24 protein-coding genes and 7 pseudogenes are annotated in these 24,482 nt (G+C 58.6%); 17 read left to right on the forward strand and 14 right to left on the reverse strand.

Annotated elements, in window-relative coordinates; all coding sequences use genetic code 11:
- Positions 1-19: 19 nt before the first annotated feature.
- The 8 genes and pseudogenes from CFBP5473_RS24050 to CFBP5473_RS24085 form a co-directional block, all read right to left on the reverse strand.
- The gene (locus tag CFBP5473_RS24050; RefSeq protein WP_027676680.1) at positions 20-742 is read right to left on the reverse strand and encodes an amino acid ABC transporter permease; all 723 of its coding nucleotides are present in this window, start codon (positions 740-742) and stop codon (positions 20-22) included.
- Positions 743-745: 3 nt separating this feature from the next.
- Entirely contained in the window at positions 746-1,414 is a 669-nt protein-coding gene (locus CFBP5473_RS24055; protein ID WP_027676679.1) for an amino acid ABC transporter permease, read from the reverse strand.
- Between the two features lie 64 nt (positions 1,415-1,478).
- Positions 1,479-2,324, reverse strand: coding sequence for a transporter substrate-binding domain-containing protein (locus CFBP5473_RS24060; protein WP_084631805.1), 846 nt, complete (start codon positions 2,322-2,324; stop codon positions 1,479-1,481).
- A 103-nt stretch (positions 2,325-2,427) separates the two neighbouring features.
- Positions 2,428-2,556: pseudogene (gene glnQ, locus CFBP5473_RS25535) on the reverse strand (glutamine ABC transporter ATP-binding protein GlnQ); the annotation flags it as partial.
- Positions 2,550-3,611: pseudogene (locus CFBP5473_RS24070) on the reverse strand (ISNCY family transposase); the annotation flags it as partial. The pseudogenes CFBP5473_RS24070 and glnQ, both read right to left, overlap by 7 nt.
- 172 nt (positions 3,612-3,783) lie before the next feature.
- Positions 3,784-4,797: an IS30 family transposase gene (locus CFBP5473_RS24075; protein ID WP_027677311.1), complete on the reverse strand. Its 1,014-nt coding sequence runs from the start codon at positions 4,795-4,797 to the stop codon at positions 3,784-3,786.
- A 118-nt stretch (positions 4,798-4,915) separates the two neighbouring features.
- Positions 4,916-5,275, reverse strand: coding sequence for a hypothetical protein (locus CFBP5473_RS24080; RefSeq protein ID WP_136954447.1), 360 nt, complete (start codon positions 5,273-5,275; stop codon positions 4,916-4,918).
- Between the two features lie 47 nt (positions 5,276-5,322).
- Complete coding sequence (locus tag CFBP5473_RS24085; RefSeq protein WP_051441462.1) at positions 5,323-5,670, reverse strand: hypothetical protein; 348 nt, start codon at positions 5,668-5,670, stop codon at positions 5,323-5,325.
- Here CFBP5473_RS24085 and CFBP5473_RS24090 point away from each other — a divergent pair.
- Together CFBP5473_RS24090 and CFBP5473_RS25805 are read left to right on the forward strand one after the other, a co-directional pair.
- Complete coding sequence (locus CFBP5473_RS24090) at positions 5,657-6,094, forward strand: hypothetical protein (protein ID WP_136954448.1); 438 nt, start codon at positions 5,657-5,659, stop codon at positions 6,092-6,094. The two genes, CFBP5473_RS24085 and CFBP5473_RS24090, sit on opposite strands and share 14 nt — an antisense overlap.
- 92 nt (positions 6,095-6,186) lie before the next feature.
- Positions 6,187-6,474 (forward strand): annotated as a pseudogene (locus CFBP5473_RS25805) (efflux RND transporter periplasmic adaptor subunit); the annotation flags it as partial.
- 62 nt (positions 6,475-6,536) lie between these two features.
- On the opposite strand, the pseudogene CFBP5473_RS25540 reads toward CFBP5473_RS25805, so the two are convergent.
- Positions 6,537-6,635 (reverse strand): annotated as a pseudogene (locus CFBP5473_RS25540) (winged helix-turn-helix transcriptional regulator); the annotation flags it as partial.
- 183 nt (positions 6,636-6,818) lie between these two features.
- Between CFBP5473_RS25540 and CFBP5473_RS24100 the strand changes: the two are divergent.
- Positions 6,819-7,670, forward strand: coding sequence for an SDR family oxidoreductase (locus CFBP5473_RS24100; RefSeq protein WP_027677307.1), 852 nt, complete (start codon positions 6,819-6,821; stop codon positions 7,668-7,670).
- A 14-nt stretch (positions 7,671-7,684) separates the two neighbouring features.
- A complete protein-coding gene (locus CFBP5473_RS24105; protein WP_027677306.1) occupies positions 7,685-8,083 on the forward strand; it encodes a DoxX family protein in 399 nt (132 codons plus the stop codon).
- A 36-nt stretch (positions 8,084-8,119) separates the two neighbouring features.
- Here the strand turns inward: CFBP5473_RS24105 and CFBP5473_RS24110 are convergent, their stop codons facing one another.
- Positions 8,120-8,479, reverse strand: a complete 360-nt coding sequence (locus CFBP5473_RS24110) for a winged helix-turn-helix transcriptional regulator (RefSeq protein WP_027677305.1) — start codon at positions 8,477-8,479, stop codon at positions 8,120-8,122.
- Between the two features lie 168 nt (positions 8,480-8,647).
- Between CFBP5473_RS24110 and CFBP5473_RS24115 the strand changes: the two genes are divergently transcribed.
- The 4 genes and pseudogenes from CFBP5473_RS24115 to CFBP5473_RS25780 all read left to right on the forward strand — a co-directional run bounded on the left by CFBP5473_RS24115 (position 8,648) and on the right by CFBP5473_RS25780 (position 10,859).
- The gene (locus CFBP5473_RS24115) at positions 8,648-9,058 is read left to right on the forward strand and encodes a DoxX family protein (RefSeq protein WP_027677299.1); all 411 of its coding nucleotides are present in this window, start codon (positions 8,648-8,650) and stop codon (positions 9,056-9,058) included.
- 12 nt (positions 9,059-9,070) lie between these two features.
- Positions 9,071-9,812 (forward strand): annotated as a pseudogene (locus CFBP5473_RS25545) (SDR family NAD(P)-dependent oxidoreductase).
- A 79-nt stretch (positions 9,813-9,891) separates the two neighbouring features.
- Positions 9,892-10,290: a VOC family protein gene (locus CFBP5473_RS24125; protein WP_157835825.1), complete on the forward strand. Its 399-nt coding sequence runs from the start codon at positions 9,892-9,894 to the stop codon at positions 10,288-10,290.
- A complete protein-coding gene (locus tag CFBP5473_RS25780; protein WP_136954449.1) occupies positions 10,287-10,859 on the forward strand; it encodes an NAD(P)-dependent oxidoreductase in 573 nt (190 codons plus the stop codon). Before CFBP5473_RS24125 ends, CFBP5473_RS25780 begins: the two co-directional genes overlap by 4 nt.
- On the opposite strand, the pseudogene CFBP5473_RS25550 reads toward CFBP5473_RS25780, so the two are convergent.
- The 3 genes and pseudogenes from CFBP5473_RS25550 to CFBP5473_RS24145 all read right to left on the reverse strand — a co-directional run.
- Positions 10,778-11,611 (reverse strand): annotated as a pseudogene (locus CFBP5473_RS25550) (LLM class flavin-dependent oxidoreductase); the annotation flags it as partial. The gene CFBP5473_RS25780 and the pseudogene CFBP5473_RS25550 overlap by 82 nt on opposite strands.
- A 120-nt stretch (positions 11,612-11,731) precedes the next feature.
- Positions 11,732-12,649 (reverse strand): NADP-dependent oxidoreductase, encoded by a 918-nt coding sequence (locus CFBP5473_RS24140; RefSeq protein ID WP_027677245.1) that lies wholly within the window; start codon positions 12,647-12,649, stop codon positions 11,732-11,734.
- A gap of 66 nt (positions 12,650-12,715) precedes the next feature.
- Entirely contained in the window at positions 12,716-13,297 is a 582-nt protein-coding gene (locus CFBP5473_RS24145) for a TetR/AcrR family transcriptional regulator (RefSeq protein ID WP_337678401.1), read from the reverse strand.
- 119 nt (positions 13,298-13,416) lie between these two features.
- Here CFBP5473_RS24145 and CFBP5473_RS24150 point away from each other — a divergent pair, with 119 nt between their 5' ends.
- The 9 genes and pseudogenes from CFBP5473_RS24150 (at position 13,417) to CFBP5473_RS24190 (ending at position 23,259) form a co-directional block, all read left to right on the forward strand.
- Entirely contained in the window at positions 13,417-14,826 is a 1,410-nt protein-coding gene (locus CFBP5473_RS24150; RefSeq protein ID WP_051441450.1) for an aldehyde dehydrogenase family protein, read from the forward strand.
- Between the two features lie 94 nt (positions 14,827-14,920).
- Positions 14,921-15,974: pseudogene (locus tag CFBP5473_RS24155) on the forward strand (NAD(P)-dependent alcohol dehydrogenase).
- Positions 15,975-16,151: 177 nt separating this feature from the next.
- A complete protein-coding gene (locus CFBP5473_RS24160) occupies positions 16,152-17,078 on the forward strand; it encodes a fatty acid desaturase (protein WP_027677248.1) in 927 nt (308 codons plus the stop codon).
- A gap of 205 nt (positions 17,079-17,283) precedes the next feature.
- Complete coding sequence (locus tag CFBP5473_RS24165) at positions 17,284-18,105, forward strand: phosphate/phosphite/phosphonate ABC transporter substrate-binding protein (RefSeq protein WP_037171915.1); 822 nt, start codon at positions 17,284-17,286, stop codon at positions 18,103-18,105.
- 216 nt (positions 18,106-18,321) lie between these two features.
- A complete protein-coding gene (locus CFBP5473_RS24170) occupies positions 18,322-19,434 on the forward strand; it encodes an ABC transporter ATP-binding protein (RefSeq protein WP_027677250.1) in 1,113 nt (370 codons plus the stop codon).
- Entirely contained in the window at positions 19,434-20,078 is a 645-nt protein-coding gene (locus tag CFBP5473_RS24175) for an ABC transporter permease (protein WP_027677251.1), read from the forward strand. Before CFBP5473_RS24170 ends, CFBP5473_RS24175 begins: the two co-directional genes overlap by 1 nt.
- Positions 20,075-20,752, forward strand: a complete 678-nt coding sequence (locus tag CFBP5473_RS24180; protein ID WP_051441451.1) for an ABC transporter permease — start codon at positions 20,075-20,077, stop codon at positions 20,750-20,752. The genes CFBP5473_RS24175 and CFBP5473_RS24180 overlap by 4 nt, the downstream gene beginning before the upstream one ends.
- Positions 20,753-20,897: 145 nt before the next feature.
- Positions 20,898-21,809, forward strand: coding sequence for an ABC transporter substrate-binding protein (locus CFBP5473_RS24185; protein ID WP_027677253.1), 912 nt, complete (start codon positions 20,898-20,900; stop codon positions 21,807-21,809).
- A 109-nt stretch (positions 21,810-21,918) separates the two neighbouring features.
- Complete coding sequence (locus CFBP5473_RS24190; protein ID WP_210163880.1) at positions 21,919-23,259, forward strand: LLM class flavin-dependent oxidoreductase; 1,341 nt, start codon at positions 21,919-21,921, stop codon at positions 23,257-23,259.
- A gap of 245 nt (positions 23,260-23,504) precedes the next feature.
- Here CFBP5473_RS24190 and CFBP5473_RS24195 read toward each other — a convergent pair whose 3' ends face one another.
- Positions 23,505-24,467: an NADP-dependent oxidoreductase gene (locus tag CFBP5473_RS24195; RefSeq protein ID WP_051441452.1), complete on the reverse strand. Its 963-nt coding sequence runs from the start codon at positions 24,465-24,467 to the stop codon at positions 23,505-23,507.
- Positions 24,468-24,482 lie beyond the last annotated feature (15 nt).

The raw sequence follows: 24,482 nt of genomic DNA on the forward strand, positions 1-24,482 counted from the left end.
GGCGTCGTTTCGGCCCTGATTATGTCGTCGTCTGAATTACAGGCGTGGCCTCCTCTATTTGCGCCTTCCGGTGCCTGTCTTTCCGATACGGGCGGGCAAAATGTCGCTCAAGTCGTGCTCCGAGAGCAGAGATGGTCCAGCAAAGAGCGAAATAGACAACAAGAATGGCGCCATAAAAGAGATAGGCGAAACTTCTTCCACGTGAGATGGTGGTCTGCTCGATGAGGATCTGAGCCGAGCGAAGAAGTTCGTTCACGCCAAGTACCGATCCTAGAGAACTCGCCTGTACCAGACCAGTAACAAGGCTAACATAGGGCGGCAGAATGATGGGCATAGCCTGTGGCAATACGACGAGGAGTAGCCCTTTCCAGCTGCGTAAGCCGGAAGACAATGCCGCCTCTCGCTGTCCTGTCGGCACAGAGAGCAATCCGGCACGGATGATGTGCGCGCCGTTCGCGCCGCCCCATACGGAAACACTCAGAGTGCTTGACCAGAACGGGTTCAATGAAAGCCCTGCATGCGGAAGCACGAAGTAGACCATCAGAACAGTAACCATCAGCGGAATGTCGCGAAGGCATTCCACCAGACCGTACACGGGACGGCTGACCCAGCCCGACTTCACGGAGAGGCCGGCCGCGAAAACAATGGCGAAGAAGGTTCCGCCCAAGATCATAATGCCGCAAAGAAGCAGGGTGTTGAGGATACCCTCAAGCAGGAAGGACTTGAACTCGAGAAGCAGCATTTCTTACCTCCCGGCAAAGGGTCTGTTGAGGCGGCGTTCGACCATGTAGCCGAGGCCGGATGCAGTAAAGACGCAAAGCAGGTAGATCACGCAGATCGAGGCGAACATTTCGATTGCCCGGAAATCGTAGGCGATCCTGTCGACGGCGACGAAAGTGAGTTCCACCAGGCCGATTGCCTGCAGATAAGCGGAGTTCTTGATCGTGGCGACGATCGTGTTCATCGAAGATGGCAGCGCGGCGCGCGCGGCCAGCGGCAGCACGATGAAAAGGCCGTAGTGCCATCGCTTGAGGCCAAGCGATGCCGACGCATCCTGCATTCCCCTGTCTACCGCCGCCAAACCTGCGCGGAAATTCTCGATCTGGAACGCACTGGCCCAGGCCGTCAGCGCGATCACGCCGGACCAGAATATGCTGAAACGCAAGCCGAGGCTGGGTAGACCATAGAATACGAAGAAGATTTGCACGAGGAATGGCGTGCCGCGAATGAACTCCACATATGCGGTGACCGTATATTCCAGTGCCTTCACACCACTTGTCCTCATGATCGAGCCGATCACGCCGATGGTGCAGGACAGGAAGATCGCGATGAAACTGACGAGCAGCGTCATCCTGAGGCCGGAAATCAGATCCGGCAAGGCTTCGAGAGTATAGGCAAAATTCATGGCCATCATCCGTGATCGCGTTCCAGTGATCGTCGGTCCTGGCAGCTATCGCGACCGGGACCTCATCAGGCGTTCACTTCGCGGCTGGCGGGTCCGTTTCGAAGGACTTGATCATTTCCTGGGCGACGACCGGATCCTTGACATAGGTCGGAACCGTCTTCGAATAAAACTTTTCGTCCTTCAGCTTTTTCAGGACGCCGTTGACGAAAGCCTTCAACTCATCTTCTCCCTTGCGGATGCCGACACCGTTGAAGCCAAGATCGACCGGCTCCTCCAGAGTACGGAATTGAGGATAGCTGCTGGCGAGCGTCGCGATGGTGATGGCGTCGCCGACATAACCATCGGCACGACCCTGCTGAAGAGCCTGAAGATTATCGGCGTTAGTGTTGAGCTGAATAAATTTCAGCGTCGGGATGCGCTCCTTGAGCCACTTCAACTGCGAGCCGCCCTTGACGATGAGCATGGACTTTCCGCCGAGATCGGCAAGCTTCTGGACCTTGCTTTCCTTCGGGACGATGACGCGGCTGCTGCCCCAGTAATAGATATTCGAATAGTCGATGACCTGCTCGCGCGACGGTGTTTTGCCGAGTGTCGCGATGATGAGGTCGATCTTGCCGCCGGTCAGCGACGGGATGCGGGCATCGGTCGCAACGCAGCTCAATTCCGCCTTGTCGGCTGAACCGAAAGCGGCGATGCCGATTTGCTTGGCAATATCGATCTCGATGCCGGCCGGCTTGCCATCGGTGCCGGATGCGCCGAACGGCGGAGAGTCGCATTTTACGCCGATCCGGATCATGCCGGCGTCCTTGATCGCTTTTGGCAAGGACTGTGCGGATACTGGCGCGGCCTGAAGCATCAGGGCTGCGATGGCCCCGAGAGCTGCTGCGGTGCGCGAAATCATGCTGATGTTTTTGGTCATGGCTGCGGTTCCCTTTGTTTCATCGTTGTCGATCGAACGTTTCTCGTTCTTGTGTTTTTGCCGCACCTTTCCCCGGATGCAGAAAAACCTGTTGCCGACACGGCTAGTGCAAAATTTGCTTCAGGAAAGCTCTTGTCCGGCTTCCCTTCGGAGCACTGAAAAATTCCTCCGGAGATGCGATTTCGACGATCCGCCCCGCATCCATGAAGACGACCCGATCGGCAATCTGGCGGCAAGCGACGTTGCCCGTTCCGTCGGGTCGAGGATAAATATCACCTTGTCATAGCGTAGCGTCAGTGACTGGGACAGCGTGCGGACTTCCTTACGGCACATGGCGCCATCAAGGTTCTCATGGGTGGCGAGGGGACGATGCATGTCTTTCGGATTGCGGGGTGGCTTGCCGAAACGAGTATTGAAATCAGCAATGAATTCCGGAATGTAGTGGTTAGCAGCTTCTATCGTGTCGATACCGCGAAGCCGTAATTCCTTGACCAATCGATCCTGCAGGGTCTGGTTCGCACGTTCAACTCGACCCTTTGCCTGCGGGGTATTGGCGCAGATGATATCGATGTTCAGCTCATAAAGCGCGCGTCCGAACTGTGTCAGGCCACTGGTTCGATCCTTCTGAGAAGCGTGCGTAGAGCGAAACACGCCATGCTTGTCACTGTAGAATGCAAGCGGCTTACCCCATTGCTGCAAATAGGCTTTTGTCGCATGCAGATAATCGAAAGTGTTCTCAGATCCGGCAAAACGCAGATGCAGCAGATTGCCGGTGGCGTCATCGATGTAGACGAGAAGGGCGCATTTTGGCCCTCGGTTCTCGAACCACCAGTGATGCGATCCATCGATCTGCACCAGCTCGCCAAAGCAATCGCGCCGGCCTCGGGGTTGAAAGACACGTTTCTTGCGTTCTCTCCGAGATATCCAGATGCCTGCCTCGGTCATCCATTGGCGCAGCGTCTCCTTGCCGATCGCCAGTTGGTGCCGCTCAATCAGCTTCTCACGAGCCAAGGTTGGACCGAAATCGGCATACCGTTCTCTGACCAGATCGAGAACGGCGTTGCGAAGATCCTCGCTGTGACGCCGGTTGCTTGGTTGTTGACGTTTCTTAGAGATGAGACCGGGCATGCCATCGGTCTCATATGCATTTAACAGCCGATGCATTTGGCTTCGGCTGATGCAGAGCACGCCGGCGGCCTGGACGACACTCAGGCGCCGATCATGAATCTTCTGGATGACTTCGAGGCGATGCAATTCTTTCTGCGACATGGTGATCAAAAAGGACATGGCAACTCCGAACGCTCCTGAGCGAAGTCAGGCTGAACATCGTCGCATCCTTGCTCCCAACGTTGACATTGACCAGAGTCGTGCGAGGAGAGTGTCGCATTTCTATCTGGCCCAAGTGTCGCATTACTAAATAGCTGCTGGTTCCAGCTTGAATGCAACGCTCCTTCGAAAGCTACAAGCATTGCCCTTCCAGAGCCAATAGATGTCTGCTGAACATCTCCTTTGGTGTTTGAAACCCCAGGCACTTGCGCGGCGTGTCATTCAGCCTGTCACATAAGGAGCGGATCTCCTGATTACTGACATCCAGCACGATCGTTTCGGACGGCAGGTATCGTCGAACACGCTTGTTTGTGTTCTCGACCGTGCCTTTCTGCCATGGAGCTTGCAGGTCGCAGAACCAGGCGGTCGTTCCCATGCCGTGCTCGAGCTCGCGCCATGATACGAACTCCAACCCTCGATCGAATGTCAGACTTTGCCTGGCTTGGAAGGGCAGGGGTGCCAGGTGCCTGATCAACTGGTTCATGATCGGCTTCGAGCGCCGGTCATTGTTTCGAAACAGCAGAGTGTAACGGCTCTTGCGCTCCACGACGGTGGCGATGTTTGCGGCGCCACGCTCCTTTCTGAAGATCATCATATCCGCTTCCCAGTGACCAAATTCACTGCGGGAGTTGATGACTTCAGGCCTGTTGCGAATGGCGCATTCCATTGGAAAGACAAGGCTTCTGGGTTTGCGTGCATATCTCGGCCGCCGCCTACGATGTCGTTCAGGCAGGTGACGCGCCAGTTGCTGATCCTGGCCTTCCTGAGAATAGACATACTGGTACATTGTCTCATGGCTCAGACGGGTGGTTGCGCCACTGGCAAGCCGCAGCCGACCAGAAATCTGTTCCGGTGACCAACCGTCCTTGAGCCGATCGATAACGGCGGCGTACAGACTGGGGTCGCGCAGCAGCTTGCGGTATTTGCGACGCCGGTCGCACGCCATCCTATGCGCTGTGACGTGCCAGTATCCTTCCGCAATCGGAACGTCGCGATCATGCCAGAAATTCCGCCGCAGCTCCCGGCAGATCGTTGAGCGGTCGCGGCGAAGGGCGCGCGCGATCTCAGCCTGACTGATCTTCTTCTCATGCATCCGTGCGATGATACGGCGTTCATCCAAACTCAACTCCACAAAAGAGCGGGCCATTCCATCCTCCTGAAACCATGGCCATTATGGCCTTCGTTGCATTTGAAAATGGAATCTGCCAGCCCTTACACACCAAGATCGCATAATCTATCTTATGGAACTTTCGACAGACGTGGGCTCACTTGTTTTCGAAATTGTACTTGAAGTCGTTCTCGATACCATAAACGATATCGCCGGACTGGAAGTAGTAACCGGCATGAAGACCGGCCGAACCGCTGTCAAGCTCTTCGACCGAATCGAAGATGGTTGCCTGGTTCCAGGTATAGCCGCCCTGGCCGCCGAGGTAAAAGCCGGACCAGTCAAAACCGCATAAGCCTGATGTTCTAGCTGGGGGCTGGGCTACGCAAACGTTATGTCCGCCGCCGTGGAAGGAAGAGCCGCAGAAACGGCCAGAACGACTGTCTTGAAATGCATTGGGATGCCTCGTGATCTGTTGGGAGGGAGGGGGCGTTCCGCTTGCGAAACCCCCTCGGAGCAAGACACTTTCTCCCGGATCAAGATTGCGTACTGTGTTATAAGATTAAATTATGTTTCGAACCTGTCTCGAAGGGCACGCGCGGCGTTGTCAAAGGCCTGCCTCAAGCGGAGCGGCATCAGCGCGGCGATGAGGACAAATCCGGTTTTTCCGAGCACCAGTCGATGGCCGCCATGCAGCCGCGGCGGGCTTCGCAACGGTCGACCGCTTGCGATGAACGGCCGCGTGGAATAATGAAGGATGAATTGATTCCGTATTTGTCGAAGAAGGCAGGATTTCTGCTCGCTTCCTGATTCTGCTTCGCGATCGCGGGGTGCTCGGACGAACAGCAGACCAAAGCTCCCGCCAACTAAAGTCGCCATCATCGATGTGCAGGCGGAGATATTGCCGGTAGTCATCGAGCTTCCCGGCTGGGTGGCGCCCATGGTTACGGACGATGTCCGCCCCCGCGTTACCGGCTTGATCCTCAAGCGGATTTTCGAACAGGGCTCGACGGTTCGCGAGGGCGATGTTCTCTATCTCATCGACCCTGCTCCATTCCGCGCCAAACTGGCCTCCTACAGGCAACGCTGGATGCGGCACTGGCCGCTCAGACGCTTGCCAGGCAGAAAGCGGATCGGCAGACGCAATTGCTGCAGGGCGGCGTTGCCAGCCGGGAGACGACCGAAAGCGCCGTCGCGCAACTGGCGCAGGCCAATGCCGATGTCGAACGAGCGCGGCCGATTTGAGCACCGCGCAGCTCGAGCTGCAATATACCGAAATCCGCGCGCCGATCTCGGGGAGGATCGGCTGCGCACTGGTGACGGAAGGCGCTTTTGGTAAGCCAGACATCCGATGTTCTGGCAACAATAAATTGACCCATCTATGCCGACTTCACCCGGCCGGCAGACATCCTCATTGCCCTCAAGAATGCGGTGGGCAACGGAAGACTGAAGGCGGATGAAACAGGCAGTGCTCTTCTCAAGCTCGCATCGGCAGAAGGTCAATCCTGTCCGCATAACGGCAAGCTGCTGTTTTCGGAGGCGGTCGTCAATGCAGCGACCGGACAGATCATCCTGAGAGCGGCGTTTCCCAATCCCGAGACAAACCTTCTCCCCGGCATGGATGTCAGGGCGAGAATGAAGCAGGCCTCGATGGAAGGCGCATTCGCCGTACCCCAGCAGGCGGTGCAACGCGACAATGCCGGGAAATCGCAACTCTATCTGGTTGGGCAGGACGACAAGGTTGAGGTTCGCAGTGTCCATCTCGGCTGGCTTCTCGATGGTCGCATGATGGCGTTGAAGCGCAGTGGACCGTCGGAAAGCGCTCCGACCGCCATGATCGTCCATTTGTCGCCGACACGGTCGAGAATCTGGCCAAGCAGTCTGCACTTTGCGTGTTGCTAATCGTCGAGCGTATCGCGTTCCTTCGTCATCGCCGGCATGTAGACCCTTCCACGCACATAAAGGTGCGTGACGCACCGTTTTGTACATTCTTACGCGTTGCGGTGGGAACATATACAACATTGGGAACAGCTTGTGCGTTAAATCAAACAAAGAGGCCAACAATTAAAATCGGCGTCAGCGGTGCTTCCGGGCATCTCGGCAAGACAGTGATCGCGGAATTGCTCCAGCGAGGCGGCGGACATGAGGTCTTCGCGATCTCGCGAACGCCGGAAGGAGCTCCGGATGGCGTCCAGCAGCGACCTGGGAATTACGATCAGCCCGACGGACTTCCCGACGCCTATGCAGGGCCGGACCGGTTGCTGCTGATCCCCTCGGCCGACCTGGAGCCGGGCAAGCGCGCGGTGCAACTGGTTGCCGCTATCGATGCTGCGAGGAAGTCTAGCGTACCCCACATCGTCCTGATGTCAGCTGCGGGAACGAAGCGGGCCGACGATGCCGAACTGGGCTCGGGGTACTGGAAGGGTGAGCAGCATCTGATCGCCAAAGCGCCCATGTGGACGATCCTGCGCATGAGTTATTACGCCGAGGCCCTGGCCGACGAGGCACGGGCGTCCCTTGGCAGCGGCGTGCTGACCGGCCTTGCCGAGAACAGGGTTTCCTTCGTCTCGCGCGACGATGTCGCCGCGACTGCTGCGGGCATTCTCCTGAGCGAGGGACACGACGGCGCGATTTACCACGCGACAGGAGAACAGCGCCTCTCGGGCGCTGAGCGTGCGGCGCTCATCGCCGACATCATAGGCCGCCCCCTCACCTTCCTCGTTCTGCCAGAGGAGCAACTGCATTCGGGCCTGTCGCAGGCTGGATTGCCCCAGGCGGTGGTGAATGCCGTCATCGATATCCAGAAAAGCTTCATCCGCGGCGCATTCGACATTGTCACCGGAGATGTCGAACGACTCTCCGGCCGTCCGCCCAAGGCTCTGCGGCAGGTCCTTGCCGCCCTACTTCTCTCGTAAATAGGAAATCACCAATGAAGCTGAAATGGATTTACTGGGTCGCCACAGGCCTGTTGTCTCTCATCTATCTGGCCGGCGGCGCCTATTATCTTTCCGACCTCGCCGGCGTGCAGCGCATCTTCCCGACACTCGGCTACCCGCCATATCTCGTGCCAATACTGGCTGTATTGAAGCCGCTTGCTGCGGTGACGATCCTTTGGCGGTTCAATGTCGCTCTGTCTGACCTTGCCTATGCGGGAATGTTCTATCACCTGCTGCTGGCGATTTCCGCACATCTCAATGCTGGCGACTACGGCTTCGCGCCAGCTTTAATCGGGTTGACCGCCTTGCTTGTCTCGTTTGCCACGCAGAACGCCGCGCGACGCAAGCCCTCGCCTTATGGTCAACTCTTTAAGGTAGCCGAACCCGCGTGAGGATAAGACCGTCCGGCCTAATGCCGGACGGCTCCGTCAATCTTTTGCCTTGCGGTTTCTTGGCTTTGGTGGGGACTGCCTGCCATATTCATTCCACCACGCGGTGAGCGCTTCCATGGTGGGGCCGAGCCCCCGCGCTTTGTCGGTCATTGCATACTCGACGCGCGGCGGCACCTCGGCGAACACCGTTCGGGCCACTAGTCCATCGGCCTCGAGCTCACGAAGCTGAGCCGTCAGCATATGCTGCGTGATGCCGGGGATGCCCTTGCGCAATTCGCCGAAGCGATGGGTACGCTGATGCAGCAGCCACATGATCTCCAGCTTCCATTTGCCCGACAGCATATCGAAGGCGCGGCGCATCTCGTCCTGCATCGTGAAGTCGTCACATTTTCCCATTGGTCTTATTTTCCATACTTACTGTCGAAAATTCATACTACTTGCGCTTTTCCGTTCAATATCCAAATTGTGGTACAGGTTCTCGGCTGCGATGCCAATGAGGACATGAAGGAAAACAGCGAAATCGGCCGACGTCTCATCGGAGGCGCGACGCCCACGGGAATAGTCATGACAGCAACCGTCATCTACTGGGTCAGCACAGCACTGCTTTCGCTGCTCTATCTAAGTTCCGCGTTTCTCTATTTGACTAAAGGAGCCTGGGTTCGGCAAACCCTTGCCGAGCTGAACTATCCGGCTCCCTATCTCCTGCCTCTCATGATCGGGGTGAAGGTTCTCGGGCCACTCGCAATCCTGTCGCGGGTCAGCGTGCCGCTGAGCGATCTGGCTTATGCAGGCACCTTCTTCCATCTGATCCTATCGGGATCGGCGCATCTGGGCGTTCGCAAGCCTGCTGGTGCGCTGCCTGCCGTGATCGGCCTCGCATTGCTCGCCGCTTCCTTTGCCACGCAGAATGCCGCTCGCGATGTGCCGTCGCCTTACGGTCTGGTCGCGGCAACCCAACAGACAAGTCTCAACTGAGGAGAAAACACCATGGCAAGACTTGAAGGAAAAATCGCACTCGTCACCGGCGCCAGTCGGGGCATCGGCCGCGCGACCGCGAAGCTGTTTGCAGCCGAAGGCGCAAAGGTCGGCGTACTGTCGCGCACCCTGGCCAACGTTGAAGCCGTCGTAGCCGAAATCAAGGCCGCCGGCGGCACGGCGCTCGCGGTTCCAGCCGATCTCGGCAATGCCGATGACATCAACGCAGTGGTAAAAAAGGTGGTCGACGCCTATGGTGGTCTCGACATTCTCGTGAACAACGCCTTCGATCCTACCGTTGCCTACGCGTCCGTGCTCGACCTCCCGGTGGAACAGTTCCAGCGCAATCTCGACATCGGCCCGATCGCTTATCTGCGCGCCATGCAGGCGGCCTATCCGCATCTGAAAGTGAGCGGGGATGGTCGTGTCATTAACTTCGGCTCCCTGGCCGGCGTGTCGGGACTGGCAGGCATGGCTCCCTACAACATGGCCAAGGAGGCGGTGCGGGCGCTCACGAGAACGGCCGCCCGCGAATGGGGGGGGACAAGATCACCGTCAACAATGTCCTGCCGGTGGCTGAGACTTGGGACCCGAAGTCGATGTCCCGCCGCCGACCAATCCACTCGGCCGTTACGGATCGCCGGAGGAAGACATCGCGCCCGTGGTGCTGTTCCTGGCGAGCAAGGACGCCCAGTTCCTGACCGGCTACTCGCTCACGCCCGATGGTGGGTCGATCATCGACAGTGCCCGCTGAGCTACCCGAGTGGTCCTCGCAAGTGAGCGCATGCGAGGGCGGGGGCCGCTCCCTGTCCGAAGAAACAAGGAAACAGACCATGAAAATACACGCTGTCACCATCGACACTGCGAATCCGCAGAAACTGGCCGCCTGGTGGTCGCAAGCTCTCGGTATCGCGGTCGCCAACGATTTTGGCATGATCGTTCAACTGGCGGCGTCTCCTGATGTCCCCCCGTTCCAGTTCCAGAAGGTCGGAGACGTGCCGACGCAGCGCAACCGCGTCCATGTCGATCTCAGGACATCTGATCTCGACGGTGAGACCGAACGGCTGGTTCAGCTCGGCGCGACGGTCGTGCAGAAGTTCGAACTGCCGCAGATCCGCTATACGACGCTGAGCGATCCGGACGGCAACAAATTCGATCTCGTGCAGGAAAAATTTCGCGGTGCGGGGGCAGTGAACCCGTCGCGCTGGCTTCAGGAAGGATGCGAAACATGAACGTCACCCTCTTCGGCCCGACCGGCAAAACCGGTCCCTATCTGATCGATGAAGCGTTGAAGCGCGGCTTCGAGGTGACGGTGTTTGCCCGCTCTTCGACACCTTTCCAGGACGACAGGGTTCATGTGGTACGGGGAGATCTCTCGGATAGTGCGGTCCTGCGCGAGGCTGTTCGCGGCGCCGATGCCGTGCTGTCGGCGCTCGGCCCGTCGAAAACCCCGCACCCAAGACACCTGCCGATCACCCGGGCGACACAGGCCGTCATCTCCGCGATGAAGGAGGAGAATGTCACACGGCTGATCGCCATCTCCACCGGCACGCGGACTGCTGGAACGACCGTTTCGCCGAACAGCCGGATGGAGCTTGCGACCATGTCCTTCGGCATTCCGCCGAGATCGACCTGTCCCATGAACCGGTCGATACGGAGCGTCGCACGAAGGTCCAGAATCCTGGGCGCCACCTCCTGCGGACTGCCGACCATCAGCGCGCCGCGTGGCTCAGCGGCCTTGTCCATGTCGGAACGCTCGACATGCCAGCCGCGTCCGCCATTGGTTTTCGGCGAAAGATAGCGCTGATAATAGGGAAAGAAGCGCTCCCGTGCCTGCGCCTCAGTTTCCCCGACGTGGAAATGGCTCGTGATGCCGACCGACAAACGGTCGTCGGCATGGCCGGCGCGGCGTCCGGCCTCGCGGTAGATATCGACGATGCGCCTGGCTTGATCGATGGTGCCGCCGATCAGGCCGAGCATCATCGGCAGGCCGAGACGTCCCGCCCGCTGCGCGCTTTCCGGCGTGCCGCCGACCGCGACCCAAACGGGGAGAATGGCGGTCGCGCGCGGAACAATACGGGCGGCGTCCAGCGGCGGACGAACGGTTCCTCGCCATGAAACCGGATCGTCGGATCGGATTTTCAGCAGCAGATCGAGCTTTTCTGCGAATGTCTCGTCGTAACGGGCCATGTCCTCGCCGAACAGCGGGAAGGGTTCGGCGAAGGCGCTGCGCCCGGCGACGATTTCGACCCGTCCGTGGCTGATCAGGTCGAGGGTCGCGAAGTCCTGATAGAGCCGGACGGGATCGAGCACGGTGAGCACGGTCGCCGTGGTGGCGAGCTTGATCCGGGACGTCGCCTGCGCGACGGCGGACAGGAGCACGGCCGGCGACGACACCGCGAATGCGGGACTGTGATGTTCGCCCACGCCGAATATGTCGAGCCCATGGCGCTCGGCGAGCTTGCCGTAGTCGATGATGTCGTCGATCCGGCTCCGGGCCGTGTCGCCGCTGTCGGGATTGATATCGGAAAGGGAGAATACACCGAGTTCCAAGGCCGCTTCCTTTACTGCCTCCGTTATGCGTTAAGCCTGAGCAATGCTGGCGGCCCTCACGCGGAATGGGCGACCGGGTTGCCTATGCGCCATTCCATTATCGGCCATTACAGCGGTGTACTATGGGACCAGCACCAGTTTGCTTCCAACACCGCCCGCTTCGAGCCGACGATGCGCTTCTGCCGCCTGTTCGAGTGGCATGGATTGAGGAGCGGGCACCTGCGCCCTTCCGGCAGCTACCGCCTCCGCGAAGCGCAGGAGGTTTGCGGCACTGCTCTCCACGACAACGTGCCCAACTGTAATGCCGCTGTCCGTGGGTACCTCGGGCAACTGCCCCACCACCGTCACGAAGCGGCCCTTTGGTCGGATCTGGGCGACGAGCGATTGCGCAAGATCGCCTCCAACCGTGTCAGCCACCGCGTCGAAGGGGCCTGTGCTCGCGATCGCGTCTCCATTAGGAAGCACGATCGTCTCGGCTGCGCCGCTGATCGGCACGTCAACCGGCGCACGCACCAGAGCGATCACTGTCGCCCCGCGAGCGGCAGCGGCATATACGGCGGCCCGACCGACGCTTCCGGCCGCGCCGGTCACGAGGATACGCTCGCCGGCCCGGGCATCTATCCCCCGCTGGATCAGGTCGTAGCCGGTCATGACGCCCATGGGCAGTGCCGCCGCCACGATCAGGTCCAACCCTTCCGGCACCCGCACGGCGTCCTCGGCCGGAACGCTCACCTGTTCCGCATAGGCCCCGCCGCGAAGCACGCTGATCATCCCCATGACCCGTTCGCCGATCCGCGCCTCGCTTACACCGGGCCCCACCGCCACGATGGTGCCGGAAAAGTCGCCGCCCGGAACATAGGGCAGGTTCAGCGGCAGAGCTTCGCGCGCCCAGCCGTTTCGCAGCTTGTAGTCGACAGGATTGACCGCGTCGGCTGCGACATCGACCAGAACCTCTCCCTCCGCCGGGACAGGCGCGTCGATCTTCTCCAGGCGCAGTTGTTCGGGCGTGCCGTAGTCATGGTATCGAATGCTCTTCATGGTTCCTGCTTTCGGTTAGGAGACCATCGGCGTTCCGGCAGGTCTCTGTTGTTTTTGATGAATGCGTCATGGCTCGCGGGTGAGGCCGGCGATCATGATGTCGATGACCCGCGCAACGCCGGTTTCCCATTGAGGTGCGTGCCCCAGATTGGCGCCCCCGGCGATAGCCATCAGCAGGTCGAGGGGTTCGACCTCGCGACGGATGGCCCCGCTCGCTGTCGCGTTATCGAGAAGATAACCGCATGCCGCGATCAGCCTTTCGGCCGAGGCCGCGCAGATCTCGTCGGCATTGGGACCCAGCAGGCTCAGGACATCGGCCATGATCCGCTTGGTCGCGAGATAGTCGGCGAACAGCAACAGCCATTGGCGCAGCGCCTCGATGGGCGGCTCGCCTTGCGAGAGATTTTCGGCTGCTTCCGCAAGCTGATCGCCCTCGTTCTCGTAAAGTTGACCGATCAAGGCTTCGCGGGTGGCAAAGTGACGGTAGAGCGTGCCGATGCCCACTCCGGCCGCGCGGGCAATCTCGTCCAGGCTCGCCGACGTGCCTTTGTCCGCGAACACCTGTTTCGCCACAGCCATCAGCCTCAACCGATTGCGCTCGGCGTCCGCGCGCGGTTTGCGTGGCGTTTGCGATTGGGCGGTCATCATAACTTCCTGGCTTGATAAACGGAGGAAATCTCCGTATGTATAAAACGGAGGAGTCCTCCTCTTATTATCATAGTCTTGCCCAAACGCAAGTGACGCCGATCCAACGAAAGGAACGACCCATGGCCCAGCCAGCGGCACTCAAATCCGTCACGCCTACGTCGCTGACCTATTGCACCTTCAATCCTGCGACCGAGGAGCTGGTGAAGGGCTATCCGACCCTGACCGACAATGAAGCAGAAGCGCTGCTAGCGCGGGCGCACGATGCCTATCTCACGTGGCGCTCGGTGCCGGTGCCCGAGCGGGTGCGCCTGTTCCTGAAGCTGGCGGAACTGCTGGAAGCCAACAACGAACGGCTCGCCCATCAGGTGTCGCTCGAAATGGGCAAGACGCTGCCGCAGGCGAAGTTCGAGGTCGCACTGCCGGTCGATATGCTGCGCTACTACGTCAGGCATGCCGAAAGCCTGCTCGGCGATACCGAGATCGAAGTTGCAGGCTTCTCGCGCGTCTATACCCGGCGCGAATCCATCGGTGTAACGCTCGGCATTTCTCCCTGGAACGGCCCGATCTATCAAGCAGGTCGCGTCGCTGCGCCGAACTTGTTGCTCGGCAACGCCGTGATCCTCAAGCCCGCCGAGATCACGATCGGCTCAACCCTGATCCTGGAAGAGCTGATCGTCGAGGCCGGATTCCCCAAGGGCGTCTTCCAGACGGGGGCACTTTCTCATGAGCAGATTTCGCGGCTCATCGCCGATCCGCGCATTCGCGCTGTAACCCTGACCGGATCCGATCGGGCCGGCTCGGTAATCGGAGAACAGGCCGGCCGTCACATCAAGCCGGTCGTGCTTGAACTCGGTGGCTCCGATCCCTTCATCGTGCTGGATTCCGCCGACGTCGATGCCGCCGCTGGCACGGCGGCCGTTTGCCGCCTGGCGCTTGGCGGCCAGGTCTGCGTGTCACCCAAGCGGGTGATCGTCACGGAGAAGATCGCCCACGCCTTCATCACACGCTATTCCGAAGCCTTTGCGAACCAGAAGGTCGGAGATCCATTCGATCCGGCAACCACTTTGGGTCCGGTCTCCAGCCCAGCAGCGGTGGAGACACTCCAGCAGCAGTATCAGGACGCCGTGGACAAGGGCGCCACCGTCCTCGTCGAAGGCGGCAAGGTGGAAGGAACGGGTGCCTATTTCAAACCCGCGGTGCTGACCGGCATCACGCGCGACATGCGCCTCTATCATGAAGAGGCGTTCGGCCCGATCGGCATCATTCATCGGGTCGCCGACGCCGATGCCGCTATCGCCCTTGCCAATGACAGCAAATATGGCCTCGGCGGCACTGTCTACGCACAGGACCTGACCGAGGCGAAACGCGTCGCCGAGGCTCTGGATACCGGTATGGTCGGCATCAACCAGTATCTCGGCGCGCCCGTCGAAATACCGTTCGGCGGCACGAAGGCATCCGGCGTGGACCGCGAGCTAGGCAGCAGCGGCATGGATGCCTTCGCCAACATCAAGACCTACTCGTTGGCCTGAGAGCCGACTGGCGATGCCATTTGATGAATGGTGACGGAACAGCCGTCGCCGGAACCCCGAAACAAATCTCAAACCTTCATATGGAAAGTACACCATGCAAATAGACGGATACGCTGCGACCGCCCCTGATGCCCCCCTGAAGCCGCTCTCGTTCGAATGCCGCGAAGTGCGCGACAACGACGTGACAATGGAGGTGCTCTATTGCGGCGTCTGCCACACGGATCTGCATCAATCACGTAATGACTGGGGATGGACGACCTATCCACTAGTCCCCGGACACGAGATCGTGGGCCGTGTCACGAATATCGGCCCTGACGTGACGCGCTACAAGGTAGGCGACCTCGTGGCGGTGGGATGTATCGTCGACAGCTGCCAGAGTTGCGACCAGTGCCGATCGGGCGAAGAGCAGATGTGCCGGCAGGGCGTCACGTCTACCTATGGAGCCCCGGACCGGATCACCGGGCAATTGACGACCGGCGGCTATGCAGCGACCCTCGTCGTTCGAGAGGAGTTCGTGCTGCGGCTGCCCGAAGGACTCGATCCGGCGAAGGCGGCCCCGCTTCTTTGCGCCGGCATCACCACCTATTCGCCGCTCCGCACATGGAATGTCGGGCCAGGCAGTCGCGTAGGCGTCGTCGGGCTGGGTGGTCTTGGACATATGGCGGTCAAGCTGGCTGTCGCGATGGGAGCGCACGTCACCGTTCTGAGCAGATCGAACGACAAGCAGGCCGATGCCCTAGCACTGGGCGCCGAGCGTCTCCTCGTCTCGTCTGACACCGAGGCCATGGCATCCGCGCATTCAAGCTTCGATCTGATCATCGATACGGTCCCTGTCAGGCACGATGTCGATCCTTACCTGCCGTTGCTCGATGTCGACGCCACCCTTGTTCTGGTCGGCCAGCTTGGACCGATGAACGAGATGAACACGCTTCCCTTGATGACAGGGCGGCGCAGGATTGCCGGATCACCGATTGGCGGTATCACCGAAACTCAGGAACTGCTCGACTTCTGCGCCCCAGGCCAAAGTCCTGCCCGATGTCGAATTCATTCGCATGGATGAAATCAACGAAGCGTTCGAAAGACTTGAGCGTGCAGATGTACGCTATCGCTTCGTCATCGATATGGCGACCTTGCAGCCATCGATTTGAATGAAGTTGGTATGAGAACCATTGCGTGGCGCGTCAGCGCCGCGCCATCACCAAGTCTTAGCGAACCATCATCCCGATAGAATGGTTTTCGCAATATAGTCTACAAAATAGATAAACTTTATTTTCTTTGTTGAGCCAAGCTCGCTAGCTTGTTGGCGTTTAAGGGGAGTTTAAGTTATGTCCAATCACGCTTCCGATGCTGGCAAGGCGGCACCCGCGCGACGCTCCATAGAATGGCCAACAGTCATCCTAGCAATCGCAATCTACGGCGGATTTGTTGGGATTACCTGGTGGTGGAAGTCAATGCCGTCGATCCTGGTTGCGGTTGCCGGAGGGTGGCTTATCGCATGGCAGGGCTCGCTCCAGCATGAGGTCATGCATGGCCATCCGACCCGCAGCCAGCAGATCAACGACGCGATCGGATCGATACCGTTGTCGCTTTGGTTACCCTATCAAATTTATAAAGACAGTCATCTGAAGCATCATCGTGATGAGCATCTCACGGACCCGATCGAGGATCCTGAGTCGTCCTATTTCACGCGCAACACGTGGGAACAACTCGGTCGGTTCGGACGTGGCCTGGCGCTTTGGAACACCACGCTTTTCGGGCGTCTAACCATTGGTCCCGCCGTGATGATTCTGAGTTTTCTTGCACAGGAATGGCCCCTTGTGAGGGCAAACGAAGCTGGACGGAGGCGAATCTGGGCAGGACATCTCGTCGGCGTGAGCTTACTGCTCATTTGGGTGACGGTCATATGTGGCATGCCGATCTCGCTCTACTTCTTCGGCTTCGTCTATATCGGCGCGGCGATGACTCGGCTGAGGTCATACGCCGAGCATCGTTATGCCGAAAACCATGAAGAGCGCACGGCGATCGTCGAGAATAGTCATTTTTTTGGATTACTGTTTCTTTATAATAACCTTCACGTCCTTCATCATCGTCGCCCAGGCATTTCGTGGTATCGATTGCCGAGAGTGTATCGCCAAAATCGCGAGACGCTCGTTCGTTCGAACGGCGGCCTGGTCTACAATGGTTATTGGGAAATAGCGCGACGATTTTTCTTCAAACCGCACGACGATCCCACCCACCCACGTCATTCATGACAATCAAGCTGCATGAGTGAAAAGGGCGCGGATTCGATATCGCTGGCACAATGGCCACAGGTTGACGACCGGGTCTGATTTTTCTTCGCAGTCTGCCGCCGTTCGTGCGATTCAAAAGGCCTATTGCGGATGAAGTGGTAGGCGACAACGCTTTCGCATGCACAAGCTATCAGACCTTAAGCTAACAGACCCGATACTCGGAAACATGAAGGATTTCGTAATGCTTGCAAGCCTTGCCATGTACGTGCGCCCACCGCCAATCGCTGCGGCGAACGCAAGACTTTGGGGCTTTGTGCGGGACACATTGCGGGATGAGGGTCTTGCCGGGGTTCCCGAGGCATTGGACCAGACTATTCGCTACGATGCAGCTTGGGTCCATCCTCAGCTTCTGCTCGCGCAGAGCTGTGGCTATCCTTATGTGAAGCATCTGCGCGGCAAAGTGCGGCTTGTTGCAACGCCGGTTTATTCTCTTCCAGGCTGTGATGGGCCGAACATGTGCAGCTTCATCATCGTGCATAAAGATTCTCAAGTGCGCTCCTTGGGAGGCCTGCGAGGGGCTCGAGCAGCAATCAACGATCCGAACAGTAATTCCGGCGTCAATCTCTTTCGCGCCGCAATTGCGCCTTTTGCGAAAGGTGCTGACTACTTTTCGTCGGTCATCGAGACGGGCGGTCATAACAGTAGCCTAGATGCGGTGACAGCGGGTAAAGCGGATGTGGCCGCTATCGACTGCGTAACCTATGGCAATACGCTTCGTTTCGATCCCGACCGGCTTGCAGGGGTCAGAGTCCTTGCCGAAACCCGCAACGGACCGGGGCTTCCCTTTATCACGCGGCGGGATGCTTCCGATGACGACGTTGCCGTACTTCGCCGCGCACTTTACAAAATGATCACCGATCCTTCGCTTGCGGAAACACGCGACACGCTGGCCCTCAAGGATATCGCTGTCCTTTCTGATGCCGATTACGAACCTCTAGCGGAGCTTGAGCGTGATGCATACCGCCAGGGATATCCCGTCATCGGCTAAAAATTGCCAGCCGAAAAGCGAAAGCCTCGGGTCAACTGGGTGGTTTTGTGCAGCATATGCGGCTCGGGCCCTATCTCAGCCTTTTAAGGTCACATGAAAGCGCCGGGTCCAGATTGGTGGTCGACCGTTCGAGCGGGGCGCTGTGTGCCGTGGACTTTAAAGTCTGGCGACCAAGAGAGAGTGCCAGGAGAATATTCTCTATGTTACGGAGCGATCATGATCGTCTTTGAAGACGTGGTAAAACGATTTGCCGATGAAACTATCGGTGTGAACGGCCTTTCTTTGAAGGCTCCCAAAGGAAAGCTCACGGCACTGGTCGGCCCATCGGGATGCGGGAAGACAACGAGCCTGCGTATGATTAACAGGCTGGTGGTTCCCACCTCTGGTACAATCTTCATTGATGGTGAGCCAACACAAAATATGGATGTCGTGAAGCTCCGTCGAAGCATAGGATATGTCATTCAAAACGCCGGACTGTTTCCGCATCTGACGGTTCTGGAGAACGTCGCTACGACAGCAAGGTTGAATGGCGTGTCCAAAACAAAAGCGCTAGGGTCTGCCAAAGAACTGCTTCAGCGTGTCGGTCTGGCAGACGAAATCGCAGGCCGATATCCCTCCCAGTTGTCCGGTGGGCAACAACAACGTGTGGGCGTTGCACGGGCGTTGGCATCTGATCCTGAACTTATGCTGATGGACGAGCCATTTAGCGCCGTGGATCCAGTAGTCCGTACCCAATTGCAGGACGAATTTCTTCGGCTCCAACGTCAGCTGGGAAAGACGATCATAATGGTCACCCACGATATCGATGAGGCGCTGAAACTGGCCGATCAGATAGCCGTGCTGCGACCGGGTGGAACGCTTGCACAGGTTGCAACCCCACGCCGGCTTCTTGCCGAGCCAGCCGACAAATACGTCGCGGAGTTCGTGGGTCGGGATCGCGGTTACCGCTTTCTTGGATTTGCTGGCACAGCTGAAGCAGTTCGCCTCGAAGCAGAGCCGACTGTTCGACCGGGTGCCGACGCCCAGGAGGCAAAGGCGGCCGCGCTTGGACGGTGGGTTCTGGCCTTGGACGAACACAACCGGCCCTTGGGTTGGGCCGACCTGAACCTGCCGTCCAAGCGCATTTTGCCTGTCGAACTTAATCTTAGCGGTACCGTGGCCGCACAAGGTGATCCGCTGCGCGTGCTTCTCGATGCAGTGCTGAGCTCTCCGTCGGGCCGCGGCGTCGTCGTCGATGCCGATGGCCGGCTGCTTGGCACGGCTACTCTCGCCAGCGTTTCTGCTGTTCTAGAAGAGGGCCGGTCGCGCAATTGGGCGGAAGTGCATTGATGAGCTTTGATTGGATCTTACGTGAGTCGGGATCGATCGCCACCCTGTTCCTGTGGCATCTTGCTCTTTCCGTCGTGCCGGTCATCATCAGCCTGATCCTGGCCATCCCGATCGGAGGGCTGGCACACCACTCCGGCTTCATGCGTCCCTTCTGGCTCGGCTTTGCGGGACTCTTTTATACGATACCCTCCTTGGCTCTCTTCGTCCTCCTACCGCTTGTGCTTCACACGCGCATTCTGGATCCACTCAACGTCGTTGTCGCGCTAACGGTCTACGCCCTGGCGATGCTGGTCAGAACGGTGGCAGATGGGCTTTCGACAGTCTCATCGGATACGTTGCAGGCTGCGACGGCGATGGGCTACCGGCCGATAGCGAGGTTTCTCGCGGTGGAACTACCACTGGCCGTCCCCGCCATCACAGCCGGATTGCGAGTAGCGGTCGTATCGAATGTCAGCATCGTGTCGGTGGCCGCACTGATTGGAACCCCGCAGCTCGGAAGTCTTTTCACGCAAGGGCTACAGCTTCGCTTCCTGACGCCGATTATCGTCGGCATCGTCCTCTCCTTTCTCCTGGCATTGCTGCTTGATCAGGCTGTCGTCCGGGTCGGTCGTCGACTAGCTCCTTGGAACAGGAGCAGCAAGTGAAGTTTTTTGGGTACTTGCTTGATACGGATAAATGGGTGGGCTCGGAAGGCATTCTCGCCCTCTGCGGTCAGCATCTTTGGTACACGCTTATTACTTTGCTCCTGGCGGGTGCGATCGGCTTTCCGATTGGCATCTACGTCGGCCACACGCGACGAGGAGTAACTATGGTCGCTGGACTAGCGAATGCGTTAAGAGCTCTTCCCAGCCTCGGCCTTCTAGTCCTTCTTGTCATTCTCTGCGGTCCGCTCTTCACCTCGGACCTGGCGTTCGAAGTACCCAGCCTGATCGTTCTCGTCCTGCTTGCTGTGCCGCCCATCATGACGGCGACTTATGCCGGTATCGCCGCTGTTGACCCATCTGCCGTCGATGCTGCCAGAGGCATGGGATATCGGCCACTAGGCATCGTTTTTTATGTGGAGATTCCCTGTGCACTTCCCTTCATCTTTTCGGGCCTTCGAAACGCGACTCTTCAAGTCATATCCACAGCTACGATCGCTGCTTACGCCTCCCTTGGCGGCCTTGGCCGACTGATCATCGATGGGCGGGCCCAAAGCGATTACGGCCAGATGGTCGCCGGTGCGGTGATGGTGGGCGTTCTCGTCATATTGGTGGATTTTCTAATCGGTACCATTGGCCGAGTTTTGGTCTCTCCCGGGCTGGGCCACCCTGTCTAGGTGCAAGGAAGATCGAAACGACGTTGTGCATCTGCGCACTTTAAGACGCATCTGTTCCTCTAAACCGGCCTACGCTAGGCGAAAGTACCTGTCACCAACACGCGATATTGTATACATAATCTATAGGTATGGAGAAGGAAGCCTCATGAAGAAAACCGCCGTAACGGTTGTCACCGCCGCCACATTGATGGCGTTCACTGCGCTATCGGCGTTGGCTCAAAGCGATCCTCTTGGGGGCAATTCCGTCGTGTCAGACAAATCGACGATCGTCGTCGGTTCCGCTGATTTTCCGGAGAGCCAGTTGCTCGCTACTATTTATGCCAAGGCGCTGGCTGCAAAGGGTGTGAAAGTTGAGATCCACGCGAACATTGGTAGTCGCGAAGTGTATTTTCCGGCTTTGAAGGATGGTTCCATCGATCTCATACCGGAATATGGTGGCGCGGTGCTTCGATACCTCGACAGAAGCTCGACGCTGAACTCAAGTGATGACGTTCTGGCAGCACTTAAGACGGTTTTGCCAGAAGGCGTGCAGGCGCTATCGGCATCGTCGGCGCAGGATACCAACACGGTTGTCGTCACGCAGGCTAGCGCCGAAAAATATGGATTGAAGGCGATTGGTGATCTTAAAAATCATGCTGGTGACTGGGTACTGGGCGGACCGCCCGAATGGAAGGTAAGGCCAGATGGCGTTCCGGGATTCGAGAAGAATTACGGCGTCAAGTTCAAGTCTTACAAAGCCCTGGACGTATGTGGGCCGCTGGTTCTCTCCGCTCTCAACAACGGCCAGATCGAGGTGGGTTGCGGCTTCTCCACCGACCCGGCGCTCAAGTCTAACAAGCTCGTCGCGCTCGCCGACCCGCTAAATCAATTCCCCTCTCAGAACGTCCTTCCATTGATATCATCGACAAAGGTAACCAAGGAAATTACTGCGGCATTGGACGCGGTTTCGGACGCGCTGACGACTGACGATCTTCTCGATATGAATGCGCGGATCACAGCACATGAAAGCTACGATGTTATCGCTGACGACTGGCTGAAAGCGCATAAGCTACAGTGAGAGGACGGTCGGGCCAAGATGGAGCCCGGCTTCCCAGCTCCCCTTCTGCTACCGCCCGAGGGGCTAGGCCCGAACGATGGGCGCCGGAATTTGCAATGAGGAATTCGACATGCCAAGACGCCAGCACATGGTCCTTTCTGCGTTCTTTTATAATCCGCAGGGGGACCACCGGCTTTCGTGGAGGCATCGGGCGGCCCCCGGTCGTGAGATTTTCGATCTGGACTATTACAGGAACCTCGCTGAAATCGCGGAAGAAGCCAAGATCGACACGATCTTCATAGCCGACCACCTTGGCATTTGGGATACCTTCGAAAGCGGCGTCGCGCATTATGCTAATGCGCGGTTGGAGCCGCTGTCCCTCGTCGCTGCACTGTCGGCGGTTACAAAGAAGATCGGCTTTATCGTCACGGCGTCGACGTCCTATAACGAACCCTATAATATTGCTCGCACGTTCGCTTCGCTTGATCATCTCTCAAAAGGTCGGGTGGCCTGGAATGTGGTCACATCGGCGCTAGAGGAAGAAGCCAAGAACTTCGGCTTGAGTGCCAACATAGGCCACGCAACCCGCTATCAGCGGGCCGAGGAGTTTCTAGAGGTCGTCATCAAGCTCTGGGACAGTTGGGAAGACGCCGCGCTGCTCATGGACAAGGAAAGTGGGTATTTTGCTGATCCTTCCAAAGTCCACTATCTCGACCATGCCAGCACGCACTTCAAGGTTCGAGGACCGTTAAACGTTGCACGTTCGCCACAGGGGCGCCCGCTCATCGTACAGGCTGGCTCTTCTGAGGCAGGAAGGGAATTGGCTACCGACTTTGCAGACATCCACTTCGCTGTCTTTCGCAACGAGGAGGAAGGGAAGCAGTACCGTGCCGACGTCGAGATGCGGCTGGCAAAGAAGGGTAGGACAGCAGAGAGTTTTCTGCTCTTGCCGGGCGTGCTTCCCGTTGTCGCGTCTTCTCGACAGGAAGCTGGAGAGCGTCAAGCAGAACTTGAGGAGCTCATGATTGACCGCGTCAGCCTCGATCTCTTGTCAAGTTGGTCGGGGATGGATCTGTCCTCGCATGCGCTCGATGGACCTATGCCAGATCTTCCAGACGAAGCAAAGTTCGACGGCTGGCGAACCTGGCTCAACATTGTCAAGAGCGAGACGAACAGTTCTGCTACGGTCCGCGAGTTGGCGCGAAAGATTGCCAATACCGGCTCCGTGCCAATGGTCTCGGGTACTGTCAATGACGTAGCAGATCAGCTGGAGGGCTGGTTTTCATCTGGCATCGCCGATGGTTTCAATCTGATGTTCCCACTGCTCCCAGACGACTGGATCAATTTCGCTCGCTCGGTCGTCCCGGAACTTCAACGTCGTGGTCTATTTCGCACAGAGTACGAGGAAGGAACTTTCCGTGACCGCCTTAGTCTGAGGCTCCCGCCAAATCATTTTTTGGGTCGCGGGTAACAGGACGCTCACACCGACACCCTTGGTGTCGAAACGCGATCTTCTCGATTAGAAGGCTCGCGGACGGTCTATGCGGAATTCCACCGCGAATTCACTATGGAGATGGCCGCCAAATCGCCAGAGCTCGGTCCGACCATGGACGCTGACCGCGTGGTGGCAGGAGTTTGGCGACACCGTGATAGCCACGCCGATCGCGCTGGGGCGCGCGGCACGCGGGGCAAGGCAATAGGTGGGGGCACGTACTATCACGGTATGACGATGACGGTCTTCCCCTTCCCCCCTTTACCCTGCTCCATGGCAGCGATTTGCGCGATGGCATCTTCCAGACCGATCGCACGGCCGACAGGGATGCGAAGCTGACCAGCGGAGGCGAGATCGACCGCCGGCTGGATCTCCTTGGCGCTCATGCTTCCGAACACCATTTTTCGCCGACGCGACAGGATCGCCAGCAAGCGTTTGCGCCCTGACGGGTTGGTGTCGAGGATCACGCCTCCAGGCTGGACGAGCAGATCGCCTTCTGCCGGCGTCAGGCTGCCATGGCAATCGAAGACGATGTCGAACTGGTGGCGCAGCTCAGGTGGGATCGGCCCCTTGTAGCTGATGGCCGGATCGATGCCGGCTGCTCCGGCGGCCAAAATATCGTCCGGACCAACGCGGCCGGCGATGACGGAGGCTCCCTTGGCGCGGGCAATCTGCGCAGCCGCCCGCCCGACGCCGCCCATGGCGCCGTTGATGAAGACCGACTGGCCGGACTGAAGGCGGCCATATTTCAACAGCCCGCGCCACGCCGTGACGCCCACCGTGGGAAGCGCCGCCGCGGCCTCGAAATCAAGTCCGTCCGGCATGAGTAACGTCTGACCCTCTCGGGTAATGAGCGCTTCAGCGAAGGCGCCGGGCGTGCGCAACGGCGCGATGCCCATCACGCGATCGCCGATGGCAAAGCGGCTGACCTCCGGCCCGACCTGCTCGACTACACCGGCAAAGTCCATGCCCATGCCGCGCGGAAACCGCCAGCCTGTTATCAGCTTGAGATAGCCGTCTCGCAGTCTCCAGTCGATCTCGTTGACCGAGGCCGAGCGGACACGGACACGGATTTCGTGCCGTCCGGGCGGCGGTAGAACATGGTTTTCAAGCTTCATCTCTTCGGGACCACCAAAGCGGTAATACTGGATGCGCCTGATGGGTGGAGTGGGGTTGTTCATCGCCATGCGTCGTCCTCAGAG

It is taken from the genome of Agrobacterium larrymoorei, from assembly GCF_005145045.1.
GTDB lineage: Bacteria > Pseudomonadota > Alphaproteobacteria > Rhizobiales > Rhizobiaceae > Agrobacterium > Agrobacterium larrymoorei.

Excerpts from the sequence above, each read along its gene's own strand:
- CFBP5473_RS24160 (WP_027677248.1), top strand. The coding sequence starts at position 16,152 with ATGTCCAATCACGCTTCCGATGCTGGCAAGGCGGCACCCGCGCGACGC.
- CFBP5473_RS24150 (WP_051441450.1), top strand. The coding sequence starts at position 13,417 with ATGGCCCAGCCAGCGGCACTCAAATCCGTCACGCCTACGTCGCTGACC.
- CFBP5473_RS25780 (WP_136954449.1), top strand. The coding sequence starts at position 10,287 with ATGAACGTCACCCTCTTCGGCCCGACCGGCAAAACCGGTCCCTATCTG.
- CFBP5473_RS24110 (WP_027677305.1), bottom strand. The coding sequence starts at position 8,479 with ATGGGAAAATGTGACGACTTCACGATGCAGGACGAGATGCGCCGCGCC.
- CFBP5473_RS24085 (WP_051441462.1), bottom strand. The coding sequence starts at position 5,670 with ATGACTACCGGCAATATCTCCGCCTGCACATCGATGATGGCGACTTTA.
- CFBP5473_RS24170 (WP_027677250.1), top strand. The coding sequence starts at position 18,322 with ATGATCGTCTTTGAAGACGTGGTAAAACGATTTGCCGATGAAACTATC.
- CFBP5473_RS24125 (WP_157835825.1), top strand. The coding sequence starts at position 9,892 with ATGAAAATACACGCTGTCACCATCGACACTGCGAATCCGCAGAAACTG.
- CFBP5473_RS24075 (WP_027677311.1), bottom strand. The coding sequence starts at position 4,797 with ATGGCCCGCTCTTTTGTGGAGTTGAGTTTGGATGAACGCCGTATCATC.
- CFBP5473_RS24175 (WP_027677251.1), top strand. The coding sequence starts at position 19,434 with ATGAGCTTTGATTGGATCTTACGTGAGTCGGGATCGATCGCCACCCTG.
- CFBP5473_RS24115 (WP_027677299.1), top strand. The coding sequence starts at position 8,648 with ATGACAGCAACCGTCATCTACTGGGTCAGCACAGCACTGCTTTCGCTG.
- CFBP5473_RS24105 (WP_027677306.1), top strand. The coding sequence starts at position 7,685 with ATGAAGCTGAAATGGATTTACTGGGTCGCCACAGGCCTGTTGTCTCTC.
- CFBP5473_RS24185 (WP_027677253.1), top strand. The coding sequence starts at position 20,898 with ATGAAGAAAACCGCCGTAACGGTTGTCACCGCCGCCACATTGATGGCG.
- CFBP5473_RS24060 (WP_084631805.1), bottom strand. The coding sequence starts at position 2,324 with ATGACCAAAAACATCAGCATGATTTCGCGCACCGCAGCAGCTCTCGGG.
- CFBP5473_RS24050 (WP_027676680.1), bottom strand. The coding sequence starts at position 742 with ATGCTGCTTCTCGAGTTCAAGTCCTTCCTGCTTGAGGGTATCCTCAAC.
- CFBP5473_RS24165 (WP_037171915.1), top strand. The coding sequence starts at position 17,284 with ATGAAGGATTTCGTAATGCTTGCAAGCCTTGCCATGTACGTGCGCCCA.
- CFBP5473_RS24055 (WP_027676679.1), bottom strand. The coding sequence starts at position 1,414 with ATGATGGCCATGAATTTTGCCTATACTCTCGAAGCCTTGCCGGATCTG.
- CFBP5473_RS24145 (WP_337678401.1), bottom strand. The coding sequence starts at position 13,297 with ATGATGACCGCCCAATCGCAAACGCCACGCAAACCGCGCGCGGACGCC.
- CFBP5473_RS24195 (WP_051441452.1), bottom strand. The coding sequence starts at position 24,467 with ATGGCGATGAACAACCCCACTCCACCCATCAGGCGCATCCAGTATTAC.
- CFBP5473_RS24140 (WP_027677245.1), bottom strand. The coding sequence starts at position 12,649 with ATGAAGAGCATTCGATACCATGACTACGGCACGCCCGAACAACTGCGC.
- CFBP5473_RS24190 (WP_210163880.1), top strand. The coding sequence starts at position 21,919 with ATGCCAAGACGCCAGCACATGGTCCTTTCTGCGTTCTTTTATAATCCG.